16 protein-coding genes are annotated in these 18,710 nt (G+C 66.9%); 2 read left to right on the forward strand and 14 right to left on the reverse strand.

Features of this window, described 5'->3' with window-relative positions:
- Positions 1-304: 304 nt before the first annotated feature.
- On the forward strand, positions 305-520 hold the full coding sequence (locus Q4F91_RS08850) for a molybdopterin-binding protein (RefSeq protein WP_303336809.1): 216 nt from the start codon (positions 305-307) through the stop codon (positions 518-520).
- A 223-nt stretch (positions 521-743) separates the two neighbouring features.
- Here Q4F91_RS08850 and Q4F91_RS08855 read toward each other — a convergent pair whose 3' ends face one another.
- Both Q4F91_RS08855 and Q4F91_RS08860 read right to left on the reverse strand, forming a co-directional pair.
- On the reverse strand, positions 744-1,136 hold the full coding sequence (locus tag Q4F91_RS08855; RefSeq protein ID WP_303336810.1) for a LexA family transcriptional regulator: 393 nt from the start codon (positions 1,134-1,136) through the stop codon (positions 744-746).
- Positions 1,137-1,238: 102 nt separating this feature from the next.
- Positions 1,239-1,934 carry a LexA family transcriptional regulator gene (locus Q4F91_RS08860; RefSeq protein WP_303336813.1) on the reverse strand — a complete coding sequence of 232 codons (696 nt, stop codon included), beginning with the start codon at positions 1,932-1,934 and terminating at the stop codon, positions 1,239-1,241.
- 264 nt (positions 1,935-2,198) lie between these two features.
- Here Q4F91_RS08860 and Q4F91_RS08865 point away from each other — a divergent pair, with 264 nt between their 5' ends.
- On the forward strand, positions 2,199-3,740 hold the full coding sequence (locus Q4F91_RS08865; RefSeq protein ID WP_303336815.1) for a Y-family DNA polymerase: 1,542 nt from the start codon (positions 2,199-2,201) through the stop codon (positions 3,738-3,740).
- 619 nt (positions 3,741-4,359) lie between these two features.
- Here the strand turns inward: Q4F91_RS08865 and Q4F91_RS08870 are convergent.
- From Q4F91_RS08870 to Q4F91_RS08925, 12 genes are all read right to left on the reverse strand, one after another.
- Complete coding sequence (locus Q4F91_RS08870; RefSeq protein WP_303336818.1) at positions 4,360-4,890, reverse strand: phosphate-starvation-inducible protein PsiE; 531 nt, start codon at positions 4,888-4,890, stop codon at positions 4,360-4,362.
- Between the two features lie 194 nt (positions 4,891-5,084).
- Positions 5,085-6,611: an ATP-binding protein gene (locus tag Q4F91_RS08875; RefSeq protein WP_303336821.1), complete on the reverse strand. Its 1,527-nt coding sequence runs from the start codon at positions 6,609-6,611 to the stop codon at positions 5,085-5,087.
- A 34-nt stretch (positions 6,612-6,645) separates the two neighbouring features.
- A complete protein-coding gene (locus tag Q4F91_RS08880) occupies positions 6,646-7,323 on the reverse strand; it encodes a response regulator transcription factor (RefSeq protein ID WP_303336823.1) in 678 nt (225 codons plus the stop codon).
- A 54-nt stretch (positions 7,324-7,377) separates the two neighbouring features.
- Positions 7,378-8,043, reverse strand: coding sequence for a TetR/AcrR family transcriptional regulator (locus Q4F91_RS08885; RefSeq protein WP_303336826.1), 666 nt, complete (start codon positions 8,041-8,043; stop codon positions 7,378-7,380).
- Positions 8,044-8,119: 76 nt separating this feature from the next.
- Positions 8,120-8,749, reverse strand: coding sequence for a TetR/AcrR family transcriptional regulator (locus Q4F91_RS08890; protein ID WP_303336829.1), 630 nt, complete (start codon positions 8,747-8,749; stop codon positions 8,120-8,122).
- 318 nt (positions 8,750-9,067) lie between these two features.
- Positions 9,068-9,727: a TetR/AcrR family transcriptional regulator gene (locus Q4F91_RS08895; RefSeq protein WP_303336832.1), complete on the reverse strand. Its 660-nt coding sequence runs from the start codon at positions 9,725-9,727 to the stop codon at positions 9,068-9,070.
- Between the two features lie 193 nt (positions 9,728-9,920).
- On the reverse strand, positions 9,921-10,658 hold the full coding sequence (locus Q4F91_RS08900) for a TetR/AcrR family transcriptional regulator (RefSeq protein WP_303336834.1): 738 nt from the start codon (positions 10,656-10,658) through the stop codon (positions 9,921-9,923).
- Between the two features lie 165 nt (positions 10,659-10,823).
- A complete protein-coding gene (locus tag Q4F91_RS08905) occupies positions 10,824-11,468 on the reverse strand; it encodes a TetR/AcrR family transcriptional regulator (protein ID WP_303336837.1) in 645 nt (214 codons plus the stop codon).
- A gap of 518 nt (positions 11,469-11,986) precedes the next feature.
- The gene (locus Q4F91_RS08910; RefSeq protein ID WP_303336840.1) at positions 11,987-12,625 is read right to left on the reverse strand and encodes a TetR/AcrR family transcriptional regulator; all 639 of its coding nucleotides are present in this window, start codon (positions 12,623-12,625) and stop codon (positions 11,987-11,989) included.
- Positions 12,626-12,743: 118 nt separating this feature from the next.
- The gene (locus Q4F91_RS08915; protein WP_303336843.1) at positions 12,744-13,511 is read right to left on the reverse strand and encodes a TetR/AcrR family transcriptional regulator; all 768 of its coding nucleotides are present in this window, start codon (positions 13,509-13,511) and stop codon (positions 12,744-12,746) included.
- Positions 13,512-13,703: 192 nt separating this feature from the next.
- On the reverse strand, positions 13,704-15,968 hold the full coding sequence (locus Q4F91_RS08920) for an inorganic phosphate transporter (RefSeq protein WP_303336845.1): 2,265 nt from the start codon (positions 15,966-15,968) through the stop codon (positions 13,704-13,706).
- A 334-nt stretch (positions 15,969-16,302) separates the two neighbouring features.
- Positions 16,303-18,710, reverse strand: a 2,408-nt coding sequence (locus tag Q4F91_RS08925) for an H-NS family nucleoid-associated regulatory protein (protein ID WP_303336847.1), incomplete at its 5' end; no start/stop codon positions are given.

The raw sequence follows: 18,710 nt of genomic DNA on the forward strand, positions 1-18,710 counted from the left end.
CCCCGCAGGACTCGCTGAAGTTCCGCGGGGTTTCTTCTTCTGCACGACGGACAGGGCCCGGATGACGGCCGCAGACCCGGGGGAAAACACCCCGGCCGGGGTCGGGCAGCCTCATCGAGGCATCTGACGTCGGCCGACGACGGATCGCGCACGGCACCCCCGTCCGGTTAATACCAAATCGTTATTCCAAAAACGAATCGCGGCCGTTAGACTTGTTCTCAAGATAAGGGCAATCCCTGCCCCGGATAACGATGCAGAAGGTGTCACTTTTCGATTATCCTCTGTGTCCCAAGGAGAAACTCCAATGAAGATTTCCGCCCGCAACCAGCTCGAAGGCACCATCGTTGAGATCAAGACCGGTCCGGTCTCGACCGAAGTCACGATCGAGACGAAGGCCGGCGAGAAGATCGTCTCCACGATCACGTCGACCTCCGCCGAGTCGCTCGGCCTCAAGGTCGGCGGCAAGGCCTACGCGATCATCAAGGCCTCGGCCGTCATGATCGGCGTCGAGCACGACTGATTGCCTCAGAACACCGGAGGGGATGGTTGATCTTGGGCGGGGCCGGACCCGCTCGAGCGGGCTTCCATCCCCTCCGGCCCGCATGCCCGGATCCCCGGCCTGGCTCAGCCTGCCGGGGATTCGTCTTTTCCGGGCCGCGGCCTCACGGACGACAAAAATCCCCGGCCTCAGACAGGAAACCGGGGACGCTTCGTTTTTCTCTTCGAAAGAGAGAAGGAGCTGGTCAGAGCCTTCGCATCAGGCCCGTCACGACGCCGATGATCGTGAAGACCTCGCCCTCGGCGGGCCTCACGGGACGGTAGTTCATCTCGGCGTTCTCGCTCAAGAGCTCGGGGCTGCCGTCCGGGCAGATGCGCAGCCGCTTCATGAGGAGGTTGCCGTCGTAGTTGGCGAGGATGATCGAGCCGTCGCGGGCCTCGAGGGCCCGGTCGACGATGATGCGGTCGCCGGGGTAGATGCCCGCGTCCACCATGCTGTCGCCCGTGGCCTCAACGATCACGGTGGCGTGCCGGTGGTCGATCATGATGTCATCGAGCGTCACGCGCTCGCACTCGAAGTCCGCCGCCGGCGACGGGAACCCGCAGCCGGCGTGGAAATCGATGAAGTCAGCCTTCACCGGCTCCTCGGGACGCACAACGCCGCCGAGAACGAGAACATCGTCCCCGGCGGGAAGAGGCCGTGGAGAGCGGGAGGGTTCTGTGCCAGGCATCGGCTGCCGTCAGTCGACGCGGTGGATGACGCTGCGCACGACGCCGAGGATCTCGATCGGTCGCGTGGCGGTCGGACGAATCGCGGCCTGACGCACGGCGTCATTCTCGCTGCGCAGTTCCATGTCGCCCTCGACGCGCTTCAGGCGCCGCACGACATAGTTGCCGTCGACGGTGGCGAGCACGATCTGGCCGGAGCGGGCGCGCACGGAGAGGTCGACGATGAGCAGGTCCTTGGGCGCGATGCCCGCGTCGATCATGCTCTCGCCCGTGGCCTCGACGAGGATCATCTGGCCGGGGTTCGGGACGAGCAGCGCGTTGAGGTCATCGACCTGGCTGCGGTCGCCCTTCGTGCCCTCGAGGATCGTCTTCACGGCGTCCTTGGGATTCTCACGGCGCACGGGCTCGAGACCGAGGATCCTGCGGCCCTTGATCTTGACGTTCTGACGGGTCTCGTTCGGACCGTCGATGTTCTCGAAGGCCTTGAAAATGATCTCGCGCAGCCAGGTGGCGCCGCCCATCGCACGGATGCGCTCGACGTTGCTCTGGGTGAGGCGGACGGACATGTAGGTGTTCTGCGGTTCGCCCGGCTTCTTGGGGCGGCCGCGGCGGCGGGCCGGAGGAGGGGTCGGATCGGAACCCTGCCGCGCGGGCGCGGCGGATTCGACGGCTTCTTCGGGCTGAGGACGTGGGAGACGACTCGACATGGTTGAACAATCCTTCAGGAAGGCGTGTTGAAGGGAATGAGCGGGAAATTCCTCGATCTCTGGGGGATATCTCCGAGGAATGTCAATGATAGTAGTGTAGTATGCCTCATGGCAGGAAAAAGGTCACGCTTATTTGTCACTTAATGCCTCAATCCTCCTCTCGCTCAATCCATCCGCGGAATTGAGGCACTTTATGAGTGTCTCCTTTCCGCTTCGCTTTCCACCCCCTTTTTCCGCCCCCGCCGCGGCCCTCCCGGGAAGAAGATGTCAACTCCGCACGCCGCCCTCGTGAGCAACGCCCGCATCATCGGGGAACTCGCCGATCCGGTCGAGGCGAGAAGGGCGCGTGCGCGCGCCGCGTCGGCCGCGGCCGAGGAGAAGCGCCGGAGCTACCGCGGCGTCCCGGGTCTCAACCCGAGGCAGGTTCTGTGCCTGATTGACGCCAACAGCTTCTACTGCGCCTGCGAGCAGGTGTTCCAGCCCGAGCTTGTCGGCAAGCCCCTGATCGTTCTGACGAACAATGACGGATGCGTCGCGGCCCTCACGGCCGAGGCGAAGACGATGGGCCTGAAGCGCGGCACGCCCGTCTTCAAAATGCGCGACGCCTTCCTCGCAGGCGTTGACTGGCGAAGCTCCAACTACGAGCTCTACGGCTCGATCTCGAGCATCGTCGCCGCGATCGTCGAGGAGATGAGCTTCGCGATCGAGTGCTACTCGATCGACGAGAGCTTCGCCGACATCACGGGCGCCACGGACAACCCCACCGAGTACGCGCGCCTGATGCGCGAGCGGATCCTCAAGTGGCAGCAGATCCCGACCTGCATCGGGATCGCCAACACCAAGACGCTCGCGAAGTTCGCCAACCACCTCGCGAAGAAGTGGAAGGGCCTCAGGGGGGTGCTCGACTGGAACACGCTCACCCCGGACCGGCAGAGGAAGGCCATGTCGATCACGCCGGTGAGCGAGATCTGGGGCATCGGCAGGGCAAGCGAGGCCGGGCTCGCCGCGGCCGGCGTCACGACCGCGCTCGACTTCTTCGACCTTGACCCGGCCTGGGTCCGGGCGAGGTTCGGCGTGACGCTCGAGCGCACGTGGCGCGAGATGCATGGAATCCCGTGCCTGCCGCTCGAGCTCAGAAGCCGGCCCAACGACCAGATCATCCGCAGCCGCTCCTTCGGCCGGCCCGTGAAGGACTTGAACTCGATGATCGCCGCCGTCTCCACGCACATGGAGGACGCGGCGAGGAAGCTGCGAAGCATGAACCGGCTCGCCGGGTCGGTCGGGGTCTTCTTTCACACGAGCTTCTTCCGCACGGACCTCCCGCGGCATGTCGCGAACCCTGTCGTGAAGCTCCCGCGCCCGACGGCGGACACGCTCGCGCTCACTGAAATCGCCGAAAAGCTCGTGCGCGAAAGCTTCCGCGAGGGTTTCGCGTACCGGAAGGCGGGCGTGGTGCTCGCCGACACCGTTGACGCCGACGACCTGCCGGCGGCGGCGCCCGCCACGCTCTTCGACGACCCGGAGGCCGACCTGGCGATCCGCGCGGAGGAGGAGCGGCGCGCCGCCCTCATGCGCACGATCGATGACATCAACCGCGCCTGGGGGAGCGGCACCGTGCAGACGGCGAGCTCGAGGCTCGCGACCGGCTGGGAGATGCGCCGGGGGCACCTCTCGCCCTGCGGCTACACCCGCGTTGACGAGCTCGTGAAGGTGAACGTCAATGAGAAGCCCGCGGGCCGCAACCCGGACGCCCCGGCGAGGCCGCACCCCTGGGAGCGGCCGAGGACCGTGAAGGCCGCCTCCTGAGGCGAGTCCGATCCTCCCGGGACTCACCGGAAAAAACCGCCGGCGCGTGAAACCTGCTCCGGCGGTATGAGGGACCGCAGCCACTTGATGTGCGGTCAGCTTCCGAGAATATCAGGAGATAAAAGCGCGTCAAGCCGTATCCGTTTCAACCGCGTTTCATGGAAGCTACAGAGTCTCAACTTGTCCCTTGCATTTTTCACAATTTCCTGAGGGTTCCGCACATTCCTCCATCACACATCCGTAATTCCCCTGACACCGCCCCGGAATCCCCTGCGGCAGAGAGGAAGTGTTGCGGATTCGCCTCAGAAAACCGAAGGCGCCGGGTGTTCCCGCGGCATTCATTCCGGCGCCGCAGGCATGCCGGCCGCACCGCTCTGAAGCCCGTGCGCGACAGCACGGGTTGTGAAAACCGCAATGCGTCGGAATCCGAACCAATTCACAGACCCCGCCGGGAGCCCGTTCCATCAGGCGAAACAAAAACGCTCCCGGGCCCCGGAAACGGGAAAGGCCGCCCTGGACTGAACTGTCCGGAACGGCCTCTTTTGTCGGGCTCCCATCCCGCCGCCTTCCTCAGGGAAGAGGGACGGCAGACGGGAGGAATGTTCAGCTGCGAAGGATCTCAGCTCGCGCGGATGCCCTTCATCGACTTGCCCGTGCGGCGGATGAGCCAGAGCGCCACGACGAGGAGCAGGATCGAGACGGAGGTGCAGAGCATCGTGATCGCGTTGATGTGCTCGACGTCCACCACGATGTAGCGGGCCACCGCCACGATGGCCAGAGCGATCGGGGTGTGGATCGGAATCTCGCGGGTGCCGAGGCTCGCGCCCTTCACCATGGAGAGGATCTCGATGTAGAGGAAGAGCATCAGCAGGTCGCCGAGCGAAATGTTCCTCGCGGAGATCATCTCCCAGATCGCCTGGCCGATGCCGCAGATGGCGGCGATGGCGATCGCGATCAAGGCGGCGGCCTGCGCCCAGGTGAGCCAGCTCGCGAACGTCGCGGCTGCGGAGGCGAGCGCCGGGGATTCGCTTCTCGGGTCCGCGGGCTCGTCCCCGGGGAAGGCGCACTGCTTGCAGGGGCCGTCGGGGAACTCGCGGTGCTTCTGCGCAGGCGCGCCGGTCTCGGTGGATTCGGTGGTGGTGTGGGTCATGGTCGGAATAGATCTTTTTTATTGGTCGAGGGGAGTTGATTATCTCAGATCTAAGAGCCTCTGTCGTTCATGAGGGCACGCCGGGGGCCTCCTCAGTTGTGACGAGGCGTTGCAGGGCGCTCCCCGGGGACGGAAACGCCGCGGGGCTCCGGGCTCCCGCGGCGTTCCGTCCCTTGAGTTTTGTGAGCGGCTTCTCAGGCCTTCGTCTGCCTGCCCGCCTTGCCGGACTGCTTCCGGACGGCCCTCGGCCGGATCGAGGCGGCGAGGCCCGGGTTCTCCTCGCCCGGCCTGGCGTCCTCGAGACGGAGCTCGAGATCCCAGCGGTCGCAGAGGGTCTTGACGATCGCGAGCCCGAGGCCCGTGCCGGAGACGCCGGTGCCGAGACGCCGGAAGAAGGGCTCGAGCACGCGGGCGCGGTCCTCGGCCGGGATGCCCGGTCCGCAGTCGCGCACCGAGATCACCGGGGGCTCGGCCGAATCGAGGCGGAGCGTCACGGCCGTTCCCGAGGGCGAGTAGCGCACGGCGTTCTCAAGGAGGTTCCTCAGGATCGTGAAGAGATCGTCGAACTGCATCGGCATCCGCGGATCGGCCCCGTCGGGCAGGTCCTCGAGACCCTCGACCTCGATCGTGAGCCCGAGGCGCTCGGCCTCCCAGTAGACAGACTCGACGGCCTCCTGCACGGCGCGGATAATCTCGGCCGAGGCGGGGGCCCCGTCCGTCTCCGCGGAGGCCGGCGCCGCGGCCTTGGCCTGCGCGCGCTTGAGTGCCAGCAGCTGGCTCACCTGCCGCACCGCGCGGTCAATGCCGGCGCGCAGAGTTTTGAGCTGCGCCCGGGCCTCGGGCGGGAGCTCCGACTTCTCGAGCCGCTCGGCCTGGAGCGAGAGCGCCGCGAGCGGGCTTCTGAGTTCATGCGCCGCATCGGCCACGAACCGCGCCTCCTGTCCGCGCAGTGCCTCGACGCGGGAGAGGAGTCCGTTGAAACTCGTGAGGAGCGGCACGATCTCGGCGGGCATGCCCGTGACGGGCACTGCGGCGAGCTTCTCGCCCGAGCGCTGCGACAGGTCCGCCGCGAGGCGCTTGGCCGGCAGCATCATGCGCCAGAGCAGGAAGCCGATCCCCATCGAGAGCAGCACCGAAAGGATCAGGAGCGGCACGAGGAAGTTGATCGAGTCCGCCCAGGCCTCCTTCCACACAGCGCTCGTGCGCTCGGCGGTGACGACATGCGCGCGGCGCGTCGTCTTGAGCGTGAGCGAGAGCACGCGGTAGTCCTCGCCGTGGATTCTGAGCGTGTGGAAGCCGTCGCGGAGCGGCCGGTCAAGGCGCACGCGGAGCGACCTTCCCGTGCGGTGAAGCGTCTGGATCAGGATGTCCGCCCCCGCGGGAAGCTCGGCCGCCGGGTCGTCGGAGTCGAGGAGAAAGCGCTCCTCGAAGTCCTCGTCATCCATGTAGAGCGCCTCGAACATGCCGTCGCGGTGCGAGAAGGCCACGCGCGAGCGCGCGAGGATGCCCGAGACCTCCTCGAGCCTGTCCTCCTGGGAGTCGCGGGCCTCGAACCACGAGACCGCGAAGACCGAGGCCGAGGCGAGGATGGAGAACGCCACCACCGCGCCCGCGGCCCAGAGGCTCGCGCGCACCGTGAAGGACGGGTTCTCCGAGTGCGCGGCCGCGATGAGCCTCCGCCAGCGCTCGGCAAGCGACATCTTTTCCGTCTTCTCCGTCATCGGCTCCGCTCCTTTTTCAAGGGGTTCGAAGGGATCAGGACTTCGCCGCGTCGTCGCGGGAGGCGACCATCCAGCCGAGGCCCCTCACGTTCCGGATGGCGTCCGCGGAGAGCTTCTTTCTGAGCGAGTGGATCAGGTACTCCACGGCGTTGCTCTCGGGCTCCTCGCCTGCGGCGTAGATGCGGTCCTCGAGGGCCCGGCGCGAGAGAATCGCGCCCGGACGGGCGAGAAGGGCCGCGAGGAGCGAATACTCGCGCTTCGTGAGCGTGATCTTCCTGCCCGCCATCTCCGCGGACTTCGTGTCCTCGAAGAGCGTGATCACGCCGTTCGTGATCACGTTGTCGGCGGCGCCGTTGCGGCGTCTCATCACCGCGCGCATGCGCGCGAGGAGCTCCGACATGTGGAAGGGCTTCACGAGGTAGTCGTCGGCTCCGGCGTCAAGGCCCTGCAGGCGGTCCTCGAGGGCGTCGCGCGCCGTGAGGATGATCACCGGCGTGTCGCGCTTCTCGGCTCTCATCGTGCGCAGCACCGTCATGCCGTCGAGGCCCGGGAGGCCGAGATCGAGGAGCACGAGCTGGTAGTCGTTCGCGGCGATCTGTCCGAGAGCGCTGCGGCCGTTCGTCACGTGCTGCACGACGTGGGATTCGTCGGCGAGGGCGGCGTTCACCGCCTCGGCGATCATCGGGTCGTCTTCAACGAGGAGAATGCGCATGGGGAAATCCTTCTCAAAAATTCCGGTTGCACGCGCATTCTAGCCGTGCGGTGCTTAGCGTTCGGATAGGGCGGCGGCCTCGATTCTCGCGGCCCCCGCGGCGGCCGTGCGCGCCACATCGACGATCAGGTCCGCGGCGCCGTCCGCGTTCGCGAGGAGCTGCTCGCCCGCGCCGAGGACGAACTGCATCATGAACTCGCCCGCCGAGAGGAGGGCCGTGCGCACCGCGCCCTCGAAGGGCAGGCCCATGGCGCGCGCGAAGCGCTCCGCCACGAGCTCGTGCATCTCGGTCACGTGCGGCGCGATCTTCGCCGAGTACTTCAGCACCGAGAAGGTGAACCGCACCCCGGAGGCGTTCTCGGCATTGAAGCGCACGTAGCAGAGGGCGAGCGCATGCATCGTCTCCTCGGGAGAAATGTCCGGCACGGCCTCCATCTCGGCGCGGAAGCGTGCGTTGGCGCGCATCACGAGCGCCTCGATGAGCGCCTCCTGGCTGTGGAAGTAGTGATAGACCAGGTTCCTCGAGACGCCGACCTCGCGGGCGATGTCGTTCATCGACATGCTGCGGCGGCCCTCGCGCATGAAGCAGGCGGCCGCGGCGTCAAGGATCTGCCCGCGGCGCTCATCCGGCGCGAGGCGGGTCCGCGCCTTCACGGCGTTTCCGGACCGCACCGTCTCCGGAGCCTTGTCCGGAGCCTTCTCTTCGACGACTTTCTGCATGGATCACTCCCCCGCGAAAACAATTCCGGACGCCTGAGCGCCTCTCTTCCGGGAGGAAGAAGAGGGCAGGGGCGTCTCAGGCGTCGAGCGTCCTGCGGTCGATCTCCGCCGCGCGACGGGCGCTCGCGAGGCACACGTTCGTGCAGAGCTCCACCGCGGCGGGCCTGCCCCGGCGGATGTCGGCGCCGAGATCCCGCACGAACCGGAACATGAAGTCGGTGCCGGCGAGGAAGGCCGTGTGAACGCAGCCCGTCCGGGCGAGACCCGAGGCCAGGGCGAGCCGCACGGCGGTGAGCTCCCTCAGGCGCTCGATGTGGGGCGCGATGCGCTCCCGCACATCCTCATCGGTCTCGGCACGGTGCAGCGTCTCCGAGAAATCCGACATCGAGTCGAGGCACACGTCGACCACGCCCGCCACGGCGGATTCGACGGAGCCGCCCGCCCCGGCGGACGCGTCTTCGATGCGCTCCTCGATCCGGCGCGACTCGCGCTCGAGGAGCGCCTTCATCAGCGCGTTCTGATTCTGAAAGTAGTGGTAGACCAGGTTCCTCGAGACGCCCGCCTCGCGGGCCACCTCACGCATCGAGACATCGAAGTCCCCGGCCGAGACCGTGCAGCGCCGGGCCGCGTCGAGGATCTCCTCGCGGCGCAGCTGCGGAGCGAGCCTGCGGCGGGTTCTGGAAGTGGAGGCGGTGACGGTTTCCATTTTCATCAATTCCTTTTTTTCGTCTGAAGTCTGCATTTCCCCTGCGGCCTGCCGGTCCGAGGGCCGGGCCGGAGGTCCGTGCGCCGGCGGGCCGGATGTCCTCATGGGACGCGGGATGTCCTGCTGGCTGTATTGTACTACTATACAATTAAAATTTATTGAACATAGTTCCAATTAACAGAAATCGCGCGAGTGTCGTCCGCGGCCGGGTCACGGGCCGCACGAGACCTGTAAAAAAAAGGAAAAGGCACGCCGGGAGGTTCGCCGGCGTGCCGCGCCCGCCCGGAATCGAAGGCGGGAAGGAAAGGGCGGGGACGATCAGGAGCCCGAGACCTCGCGGTCAAAGCGCACCGCGCCCTCGGCGGCGGTCTTCGCCACCTCGACGATCATCGCGGCGGCGGCCTCCTCGGAGAGGCTGAGCCGCTCGCCCGCGCCGCGCACGAAGTTCGTCATGAACTCGCTCGCCGAAAGGAGCGCCGTCCTCACCGTCCCCTCGCAGGGCAGTCCCATCGCGCGGGCGAAGCGCCCGGCGATGAGCTCGTGCATCGCCGAGACATGGGGCGCGATCCTGGTCGACACCTTCGGGATCGAAAAGGCGAGCCGGACGCCCTCGGCGTTCTCGGCGTTGTAGCGCACGAAACAGAGCGCGAGCGCGTGCATCGTCTCCTCGGGCGTCGTGTCGGGCACGGCCTCCATCATGGCGTGAAAGCGCGTGCAGCCGCGGTCGACGATCGCCTCGAGAAGCGCATCCTGGTTGTGGAAGTAGTGGTATACGAGGTTCCGCGAGACATCCGCCTCGCGGGCGATCTCATTCAGGGGCACATTGAAGCGTCCCTCGCGGAGGAAACATACGATCGCGGCGTCGAGGATCTGCTCGCGGCGGTCCTCGGGCGAGAGGCGGGTCCTCGGCTTCATGGGCTTTCTGTCAGCGCTCCCGGTGACCTTCCTCACCGTCATGTTTCCCTGGTCGGCAGTCATGATTCTTTCCCTGTTCCAGCGACCGCCTCCGGCTGCGAAGACGGGCCATTGTTCTTATGCGTCCATCTCTGACGGGCGGCGCAGCCGCCACGGAGGACTGCGGTCTATTGTATTCCAGACTAATTGGAATGGCCGCGGCGCGAAATCCATCAGGACGCCGGGGGAGAGTGCATCCCCGGGCCGGAGAAGGCGGTCAGGAGCCGGCGCGGGTGTTCCTGCCCGCGGGAGCGGGCGTGTCGGCGCGCCTGAGGGCTGACGAGGCCGGGGAGGCGGACCGTGCCCGCGCGAGCGCGTCATCGAAGACGCGCACGCAGAGGTCGAGCGCCTCGGGGTCGCGGGCGACGTTCCGGCCGCCCGCCTCGCGCACGAAGCGCACCACGAACCCGAGGAACCCCAGGGCGGCGTCCCTCACTGCGCCCGTGCATTCGCAGCCGCGGGCCCGCACGAGCCGCTCGGCGAGAAGCGCCTGCGTCGAGCGCACGGCGCGCGCGAGCGGGTGTTTCGGATTTTCGATCGTCGCGAGGTTCCTCAGCGTCAGCGTGTAGCCCTCGAGGAGCCCGATGTAGGTGCCGATCAGCGCCCGCACGGTCTCGTCGGGCGTGCTCCCCTCCGGGACGGCGGCGACGAGGTCGTTCACCCGCGCGAGCTCGCGGCGGATGAGCGCCTTGAAGAGCACGGCGGGGCTGCCGAAGTAGTGGTAGATCAGATTCCTCGACACCCCGGCCGCGCGGGCCACCTCGAGCACCGGCACGTCGACGCGGCCGCTCTTCTTCGAGGCCTCGAGCGCGGCGTCGAGGATCTCGTTCCTGCGGTCCTCGCCGGAGAGCCGGCGGCGGCGCAGCTTCACGGGCTTCGGCGCCACGGCCGTCGTTTCCGTCGTCGCTTCACTGACTTCAGCGGCTTCCGTCATGGCTTCAGTGGTCTCGGACATCCCGGTCTTCCTGTCAGGGTCTGGAGGAAAATCCTGAGTTCCGGCAGGGGCAGGGTGAAGTCCCGGCGCCGCAGGCGCCCGGGGAATCGGGCGGAGAACTCAGACTTGATTACCGATTCTACCGGGCGATTCTGAACTCACCGTTACGCGCCAGGGCGTCGCTTGTCAACGACCTGCGGAGACGACCGTCCCTCGCGATGCGGCGAGGCGCTCCGCCCGCAGCCGCGAGAGCGCCTCCCGCTCCCGGGCCCGCCGCAGGGCGTCCCGGCAGGCGGCCATGCAGAGCGCAGCCACGGCGTCATTTCCAGAGGGCGGCACACAGTCGTGCCGCACCAGACCGAGCAGGAATCCGGAGAAGCCGAAGAGTTCCTCCATCACCTCGCGGCCCGTTCCAGCGCCGAGAACCTCGGCGAGGCTCCGGGCGACCGTCACCCGGGTCGTGCGCACGGCGCGCGCCACCGGGTCCGAGGGATCGTCTTCAAGAACAAGCTTTCTGAGCGTCACCCCGTGCCCGTCAAAGCTCGCGAGATAAGCGGCGATCACCCGGCGGGCCCGCTCCCAGGGCTCGTCCGGTCCTTCCGGGCATTCGATGAGCGCCGCCTTGATGCGCCGCTGCACCCGCCCGCACTCGCGCTCGATGAGCTCGTCAAAGAGCGCCTGCGAACCGCCGAAATACCGGTGGATCAGGTTCCTCGAGATGCCGGCCGCGAGCGCGAGTTCACTCGCGGAGAAGTCGATCGAGCCACGCCGTCTCGAGGCCTCAAGGACGGCGTCAAGAATTCTCTCCCGGCGCTCCCGGTCGAGTCTCACCGGGCAGCCCGCCGGCCGCCGCTCCCGAGGCGCAGGATGCGCCTTCCGCCGCTGCGCCTTCTCCATCACCGCTTCTCCTCCGCGTGCCGCACTGACAGGACTTCAATGAGTGGATCAGGTTCCGGGAGAAGCCGGCCCCCAAGGCGGAGACGCTCGCGAAAAGGCAATGAGGCTTCTCACCCAGGAGCCTCGACGGAAAGCGTCAGGAAAGCGCTCGCGCGCTTCGAAAGAGCCTCATGCGGCGGCCTGCCGACCGCCGCACCTGAAACCCCCTGTGCCTTCCTCCTGCCGCTTCCCTGTCGTCGCCGTCTTCGCGGCGCCGCCGGAACCGGGCCATGATCGGAACCTGATCCGGAGGCGGATTCTATACGCGGACGGGACCCGGAAAATATCGGGTCACGCCTCACGATTTTCATTGGATCCCATTGATTTCCAACGAAGAAATTCCGCTCCAAAGGAGTCTTCGCGATCAATTGAGACTTGCTTGAATAAAGCTTGAGAAAAAGTCAACGGCGCCTTCAGCGCGCAAGCGCGAGGCGCTTCAGGCACGCCTCCTTGCCGAGCGCCTGCCGCACGGTCCCGACGCACATCTCCGTGCACACCGAGAGGGCGGCCGGATCGTCGGCGAGGGGCCCCTCGGCATCGCGCACGAAGCGGAGCACGAAGCCGGCGAACCGGTAGAGCTCCTCGACAACCGTGGCGCTATCCGCGGCTCCGAAGACCCCGGCGAGCCCGCGGGCGAAGGCCTCCGCGGTCTTGCGCACGGCGCAGTCCACGGGATCCTGCGGGTCGGCCTTGTCAGCCGAGAGGCGCTTGAGCGTCTCGCCGTGCCCGTCAAACGAGAGCAGGTAGGCGGCGATCATGCGTCTGGCCCGCTCCTCGGGGGTTCCGGCCGGTCCCACGGCGTCGAGCCGCTCGCACACGCGCCGCGTCTCGCGCTCGATGAGATTCGAGAAGAGCGCGGCGGGGCTGTGGAAGTGATGGTAGAGGAGGTTCCTCGAGATGCCGGCCTCACGGGCGAGATCGGTCATCGAGATGTCGATGCCGCCCCTCCGGCGCGAGGCCTCGAAGGCAGCGTCGAGGATCATCTCCCGGCGCACGTGGAGCGGGAAGCGACGGTCATGCGTCCGCCGCGTGTGAACAGGTGTCTCTCCCATGCGCCTCTCCCGAAGAATGTCGCGTGTTGACGGAAATCCCCTGCCTCCCCGGCTTTCGAGCGCTTCGAGAGGAGGGTGCAGGGGACCTTTGATCAGATTCTATGGAAGTCCGGGGAAATCAGCATCCCGGGGAGGCATGTTCCTCCTGCGGGACGGCCGAGTTCGCCGCCGCCTTCGCCTTTCTGCCTGCGACGCGGCGCTCCCTGAAGCGAAGCAGGTCCTCCTTCCTCAGGGCCCGCCGGAGAGTGTCGCGGCAGACCTCGGCCGAGAGCGTGACCGCGTCCGCGCAGAGCGCTCCGTCCGCGTCGCGCAGGAAGCGGAGCACGAAGTCCGTCGAACCCGTGAGTTCCTCGACGACGGTGCCGCTTCCCTCCGCCCCGAAGACCCGGGCGAGCCTCACGCCGAGCAGCGCCTGCATCTCCCGCACCGCCCTGAAGGCGCACGGGGCCTCGGTTTCGTTCCCGAGGAGCGCGCCGATGAGCGCCGCCTGCCCCTCGAACGTGAGGGCCCAGGCGCCGATCAAACGCCGCACCCGCGCGTCCTTGGATTCGTTCTTTCTCTCCGACTCGGCCTCCGCCGCGTCGAGGCGCTCCGTCATCAGGTGCTTCTCGCGCTCCGCGAGCGCCGCGATCACCGCGTCAGGCCCCTTGAACGAGGCGTAGATCAGGTTGCGCGACACCCGGGCGGCCTCGGCCACCTCGGCGGCCGTCGGGGCGGCGTTGCCTTTCCTGAGGAGCCTCATCGCGGCGTCGAGAATCCGCCCGCGGCGCTCGGCGGGCGACGGCCGGCGGCCTTTCTGAGAGGCTTTCGGGGAGGCCTCCCGATCCTGAGTGTCTGGTGTGCTTTGAGCGGCCGTGCGCTCTTCGGACAGTTCTTCAGTCGTCATCTCTTTCACTTCTTGTGTTTCGTTTTCCCGGGCGGATCTCCGCCGCCCGGCATGAAAGGGAAAAAGGGGCCGGCCTGACTGATTCAAGCCGGCCCCTGGTTATCCGGGACGGGGCTCCCGGGGGAGGGAAGGGAGAAGGCGCGAGTCAGCAACGCTTCCCGTCGGTCCCCCGGGGCTTCCTCGAAGGCTTTGTCAGGCCTTCACCGGCTCGAGCTCGGTCGCGGCCTCGGCGGCGGGAGTCTGCTTGCAGAGCTCATCGACGCGCTCCTCGATCATCGAGGTGATCTGGTAGTAGGAGATCATCTGACGCGCGAAGAGGAGGAACGAGAGGTAGAGCTCGGAGCCGCGCACCGAGATGCCCTCGGACGGAATCGAGCGCAGCAGATCCGTGTGCAGGCGGTCGATCGTGGCAAGCGCCTGCGGGGCCCGGTCGGCGAGCGCGCGCAGATCGGTCTCGCCCTTCGCGTTCACCGAGATCTTCTCGAGCATGTCAAGGAGCGACTTCAGGTCCTCGGCGAGCTGGCCCTCGTAGATGCGATGGCGGTTGGCGACGTGGTCACGCGAGAGCTTGGCGAGGTTCTGCAGCATCCTCGACACTTCACGCATGCTCGTGAAGGCCCTGAGGTAGCAGTAGCGGGCGTCGTAGTCGCGCTCGCCGGCCGTGCGGGAGAGCATCGCCATGCTGTAGTAGATGCGGCGCTGGCTGCTCACGTCGTCGAAGAGCTCGGTGGCCTTGGCCTTGGCACTCCCAAGCGTGCGCTCGCGGTCGTTCAGGAGGCCGTCGAGCACATCGTGCACCACCTCGACCGTGCGGCGGAGGTTCTCCGGGGCCTTCTCGGCGATCATGCCCTTGATGGCGGGTGCGTCATAGGCCATGGAGGCGCGGCGGGAGAGGGAGAAGTCCTCGGCGGACGCCTTGAGGTTCGAGCGGACGAGGAGGCCGATCGCGAGCACGCCCAGGATCACGGCGACGATCTCGCCGCCCCAGAAGACGAGGCAGGCAACGAGCGCGGCCAAGGAGCTCGCGCAGATCGCGGTAACGAACCAGCCCGAGATCACGGTGAGCACGCCCGAGATGCGGTAGACGGCGGTCTCGCGGTCCCAGGCACCGTCGGCGAAGGACGAGCCCATGGCGACCATGAAGGTGACGTAGGTCGTGGAGAGCGGGAGCTTGAGGGACGTCGCGGACGCGATCAGGATCGCGGAGACCACGAGGTTGATCGAGGCGCGCACGTAGTCAAAGGGAAGCGGCGCCTCGTGCGGGTTCACGGGGAGCGGCTCGAAGCGCGAGTCGATGCCGCGCTTGATCGCGCCCGGGATGATCTGGTTGATGATGCGGCCGGCGGTCATGGAGCCGCGGACGATGAGACGGCCCGGGAGAGAGGCGCCGAACTGCTCCTGCTCGCCCGACTGGGAGCTCGAGAGGTTGATCGAGGTCTGGATGACGTGGTGGGCCTTCTTCGAGAACCAGAGGGTGAGCACCATCACGAGGCCCGAGAGCAGCAGGAACGTGGTCGGGGCGACGGAGGGCTTGAGCAGCCCCTCCATCGTGAAGGCCGTGTCCGCGACACCGCTCGCCTTCCATTCGCGCCAGCTGTCAAGCGCCGCGAGCGGGACGCCGACGAAGTTCACGAGGTCGTTGCCCGCGAAGGCGAAGGCCAGCGAGAACGTGCCCGCGAGGATGATCACCTTGAAGACGTTGGCCTTGAAGAACGAGATGCAGATCTGGAAGAAGACCGAGAGGCCCACGAAGAGCGAGATCAGGATCACCTGGGTGTTGGCGTCGATCCACTCGATCCACTCGGGACGCATGAAGGAGGCGCCCTTCGCGCCCTTCATCACGAGGAAGTAGATGATCGCGGTGATGGCGATGCCGGCGTAGATGGCGCCCACCTTGCGGTACGCGCCCTCCCATTTGAAGGAGAAGATGAGGCGCGCGACATACTGCACGACGGTGCCCGCGACGAAGGCCACCACGACCGAGATCAGGATGCCTGAGATGATCTGGAGCGCCTTGGAGTTGTTGATGTAGTTGGCAACTTCAGCGAGCGAGGCGCCGTCAGCGACGAGCTTGAAGCACGCGGCGGCGATGGCCGAGCCGAGGAGCTCGAAGACGATCGAGACCGTGGTGGAGGTCGGAAGTCCGAGGCTGTTGAAGGTGTCGAGCAGGATGATGTCGGCCACCATCACGGCGAAGAAGATCACCATGATCTCGGCGAACGAGAACATTTGCGGGTTGAAGACGCCCGAGCGGGCGATCTCCATCATGCCCGAGGAGAAGGTCGAGCCGAGGATGACGCCGAGGGTCGCGACCCACATCGTGGTGCGGAAGCTCGCGATGCGGCAGCCGAGGGCGGACTGGAGAAAGTTGACGGCGTCGTTCGAGACGCCGACGAAGAGATCGATGATTGCGACGACGCCGAGGAAGGCGAGCATCACTAGATAGTATTGTTCCATGATCAGGACGACGGGTTGACTTGTAGGCGGGGAGTCCGTCCGGAAAAGTCCTGCCCGCGGCGCCCTGCGGATCCGGAGCTTTCAGAAGGATCCTTGGTAAACACCTGTGACAAAAATTTTCCGGGACTCACCCGCGCCTGATTCTCGGCGTCCTCCGTGACGGCTCTGTGTCGCCTCCGTGAAGAGTCGGTGACAGTTCGCTCCGAATATGACAAATGCATGAACGCGACATTGCGTCCAACGGAAGCGCCGGTCACCGGGCGCTCATGGACGCGCGAGACCCGCGGAAGAGAGGCTTCCTGCGGGTCTCGAAAAGAAGGAGAAGAGGGGGGCTTCAGCGGACGAGGAGATCGCCCTCGGCCCAGCCGTCACGCAGCAGCTGCATGAACCACTGCGGCACACGGCCCCTGCCGTTCCATTCCTGGCCGTCGGGCCCGAGGTACTTCACGCCGCGCTCGGCCGCACGGACCGGATCCTGCTGCGTGATTCCGTTTGCCTCATCAAAGGCCGGATTGCGGAATTCCCTGAGCCAGTGACCCTGCTTCCTTGCCTCCAGCGCCCACTTGGGGTATTTGCCTCGGCCGTCCCAGCGCTCGCCGTTCGGCCCCAGGTACTTCGCGGGCGAAAGGTCCTCCTTCCCGTACTGCGGGTTGCGGAAATCCTCCCGGCTCCCGCCGCTTGCTGTGAGTTCCTTCAGCCAGCGCGGACAACGTCCGAAGCCGGACCACGCCTCGCCATGAGGCCCGGCGTACTTCGCCCAGCCCGGACCGACGTAGACGGGCTTGCCCGGCTCCCGCCAGGCCGGATTGAGGAAGTCCTTCATGTGCCGGCCCTTGAAGAGGAGGTCGACGAGCCAGCGCGGCTGAGGTCCGCGGCCTTCCCAGCGCTCGCCGTTGGGGCCGAGGTACTTCGGGGGAGGGAGATCCCCGGGCGTCCCGGTTTCCTCAGCGAGCTCCGCTTCGGGAGCCTCCTTCTGAGCGACATCGATGTCCTCCGGGGCCTCTGCATCCTCCCCGGCTTCCTCCCGGTACGCCGGATTGCGGAAGTCGTCCATGCTGCGCCCCGCCTCGAGCGCTTCCATGATCCAGCGCGGACGCCGCCCGCGGCCGGACCATTCCTGACCGTCAGGGCCGAGGAAGCGGGCCGTGGAGGAGGGCACGACCGGCGTCTCCCCGGGGTCGGAAGACCCGGGCTCATCTTCGGCGGCTTCCTCAGCGGCCTCCGCGGGCTCGATGTCCTCAACGGCATTCACGTCTTCAATGTCCTCTGCGACATCCCTGTCGTTTTCCTCCGGGGCCTCGGCAGCGTCGTCCTCATACTCCGGGTTGCGGAAATCGTCGAGACTCCAGCCTTCCTCAAGCTTCTCCTCGAGCCAGCGGGGACGCAGTCCGCAGCCGGACCACTCCTCGCCCATGGGGCCGACGAAGCGGGGCGGGGGCTCCACGGGCTCCGCCATGAGTTCGGACGGCGCCGCATTCCGCTCGACCGACTCCTGCTCACCAAGGTACTTCGGGTTGAGGAACTCCTCCTGCGTCCGTCCTTGAATGATCTGTTCGACAAGCCAGCGCGGCTGACGCCCGCGGCCTGACCACTCCTCACCATTGGGTCCCAGGTAGCGGTCCCAGACGATGTCCTTCGGTCGCACCGGATCGGGATCTACCCAGTCCGGGTTCGTGAGCTCCTCGCGCGTCCAGCCTTGCTCGAGCGCGTACTCGACCCATTCGGGCTCCGGTCCCCAGCCCTTCCAGATCTGGCCCTTCGGCCCCACCATCTTCCAGTCGCTGTCAGGCGCGATGCGCTCCCAGTGACTCCCGGTCCTCGGCCGGTGCGCGAGGAGAATGTCACGCGCCGCGCCGGGCTCCGTCAGGTCCTTCACCGTCGCGCCGTCCGCGAGACTCGCGGCCACCCAGCCCGGCCGTCGGCCGCGACCGGACCATTCCTCGCCCTGCGGCCCGAAGTACTTCGGCGGCAGCCGCTGCGGCTCCGGGGAAAACAGCCTGGCGAACGGGCCGCCGGCCATCAAGTCGGCATCAAGCAGGTGTCCGGGTTCGAGCTTCAGAGGGCGCCTGCCCGCATCCGGCTGAGGAGCCGCCTTCGGCTTCGCAGCCGCCGCGCCCTTCCAGACCTTTTCGATCAGCTCTCGAAGCTCCGGGCAGTTCTCCTCGGGCGGCCAGACGGCAAAGGCGTCAGGCACCTCTCCGTTCTCGACCTCCTGCACCAGCCACTCGGGCACTTCGCCCACGCCCGACCAGCGCTCGCCGATGCGGCTCATGAAGCGCGTCGGGAACTTCTTCCTTACCGCCTCAGGGTTCTTCAGAGCCTCGAGGGGCATGCCGCAGGCGAGGCACTCCTCCACCCACTGTGGCTTCGGATCTTCACCGTCCCACTTCTGTCCGTCAGGGCCGTGGAAGACGGGACGCGAGGAGGGCGCGCTCTTCGGCGAGTACGCGGCAACCACCCGCCACTCCCGGCGTTTCTGCGGGGCAGGGGTGGGCCGCCTCGAATGCCGGCTCTCCTCTTCGAACCTCGCCACCCCGGCGTCAATTGACTCCCCGGCCTTCTCAATCAGTCGGTGAAGCTCCGGCCCGTCGTCCGTCCGGACCAGAAAATCATCGATCAGACGGCCTTGGAAGATCTGATCCACGACCCAGCCGGGGACCTCGCCGAGGCCGGACCAGGTCTCGCGGCGCGAACCGCGGTAGAGCGGCGGGAACCGCTTCTTCGCCGCCCTTGTCTTCCTGA

It is taken from the genome of Sutterella sp. (genome assembly GCF_030539355.1).
Lineage (GTDB): Bacteria > Pseudomonadota > Gammaproteobacteria > Burkholderiales > Burkholderiaceae_F > Sutterella.

Excerpts from the sequence above, each read along its gene's own strand:
- Q4F91_RS08860 (WP_303336813.1), bottom strand. The coding sequence starts at position 1,934 with ATGTCGAGTCGTCTCCCACGTCCTCAGCCCGAAGAAGCCGTCGAATCC.
- Q4F91_RS08870 (WP_303336818.1), bottom strand. The coding sequence starts at position 4,890 with ATGACCCACACCACCACCGAATCCACCGAGACCGGCGCGCCTGCGCAG.
- Q4F91_RS08915 (WP_303336843.1), bottom strand. The coding sequence starts at position 13,511 with ATGACGACTGAAGAACTGTCCGAAGAGCGCACGGCCGCTCAAAGCACA.
- Q4F91_RS08890 (WP_303336829.1), bottom strand. The coding sequence starts at position 8,749 with ATGGAAACCGTCACCGCCTCCACTTCCAGAACCCGCCGCAGGCTCGCT.
- Q4F91_RS08875 (WP_303336821.1), bottom strand. The coding sequence starts at position 6,611 with ATGACGGAGAAGACGGAAAAGATGTCGCTTGCCGAGCGCTGGCGGAGG.
- Q4F91_RS08910 (WP_303336840.1), bottom strand. The coding sequence starts at position 12,625 with ATGGGAGAGACACCTGTTCACACGCGGCGGACGCATGACCGTCGCTTC.
- Q4F91_RS08885 (WP_303336826.1), bottom strand. The coding sequence starts at position 8,043 with ATGCAGAAAGTCGTCGAAGAGAAGGCTCCGGACAAGGCTCCGGAGACG.
- Q4F91_RS08880 (WP_303336823.1), bottom strand. The coding sequence starts at position 7,323 with ATGCGCATTCTCCTCGTTGAAGACGACCCGATGATCGCCGAGGCGGTG.
- Q4F91_RS08900 (WP_303336834.1), bottom strand. The coding sequence starts at position 10,658 with ATGTCCGAGACCACTGAAGCCATGACGGAAGCCGCTGAAGTCAGTGAA.
- Q4F91_RS08865 (WP_303336815.1), top strand. The coding sequence starts at position 2,199 with ATGTCAACTCCGCACGCCGCCCTCGTGAGCAACGCCCGCATCATCGGG.
- Q4F91_RS08850 (WP_303336809.1), top strand. The coding sequence starts at position 305 with ATGAAGATTTCCGCCCGCAACCAGCTCGAAGGCACCATCGTTGAGATC.
- Q4F91_RS08920 (WP_303336845.1), bottom strand. The coding sequence starts at position 15,968 with ATGGAACAATACTATCTAGTGATGCTCGCCTTCCTCGGCGTCGTCGCA.
- Q4F91_RS08895 (WP_303336832.1), bottom strand. The coding sequence starts at position 9,727 with ATGACTGCCGACCAGGGAAACATGACGGTGAGGAAGGTCACCGGGAGC.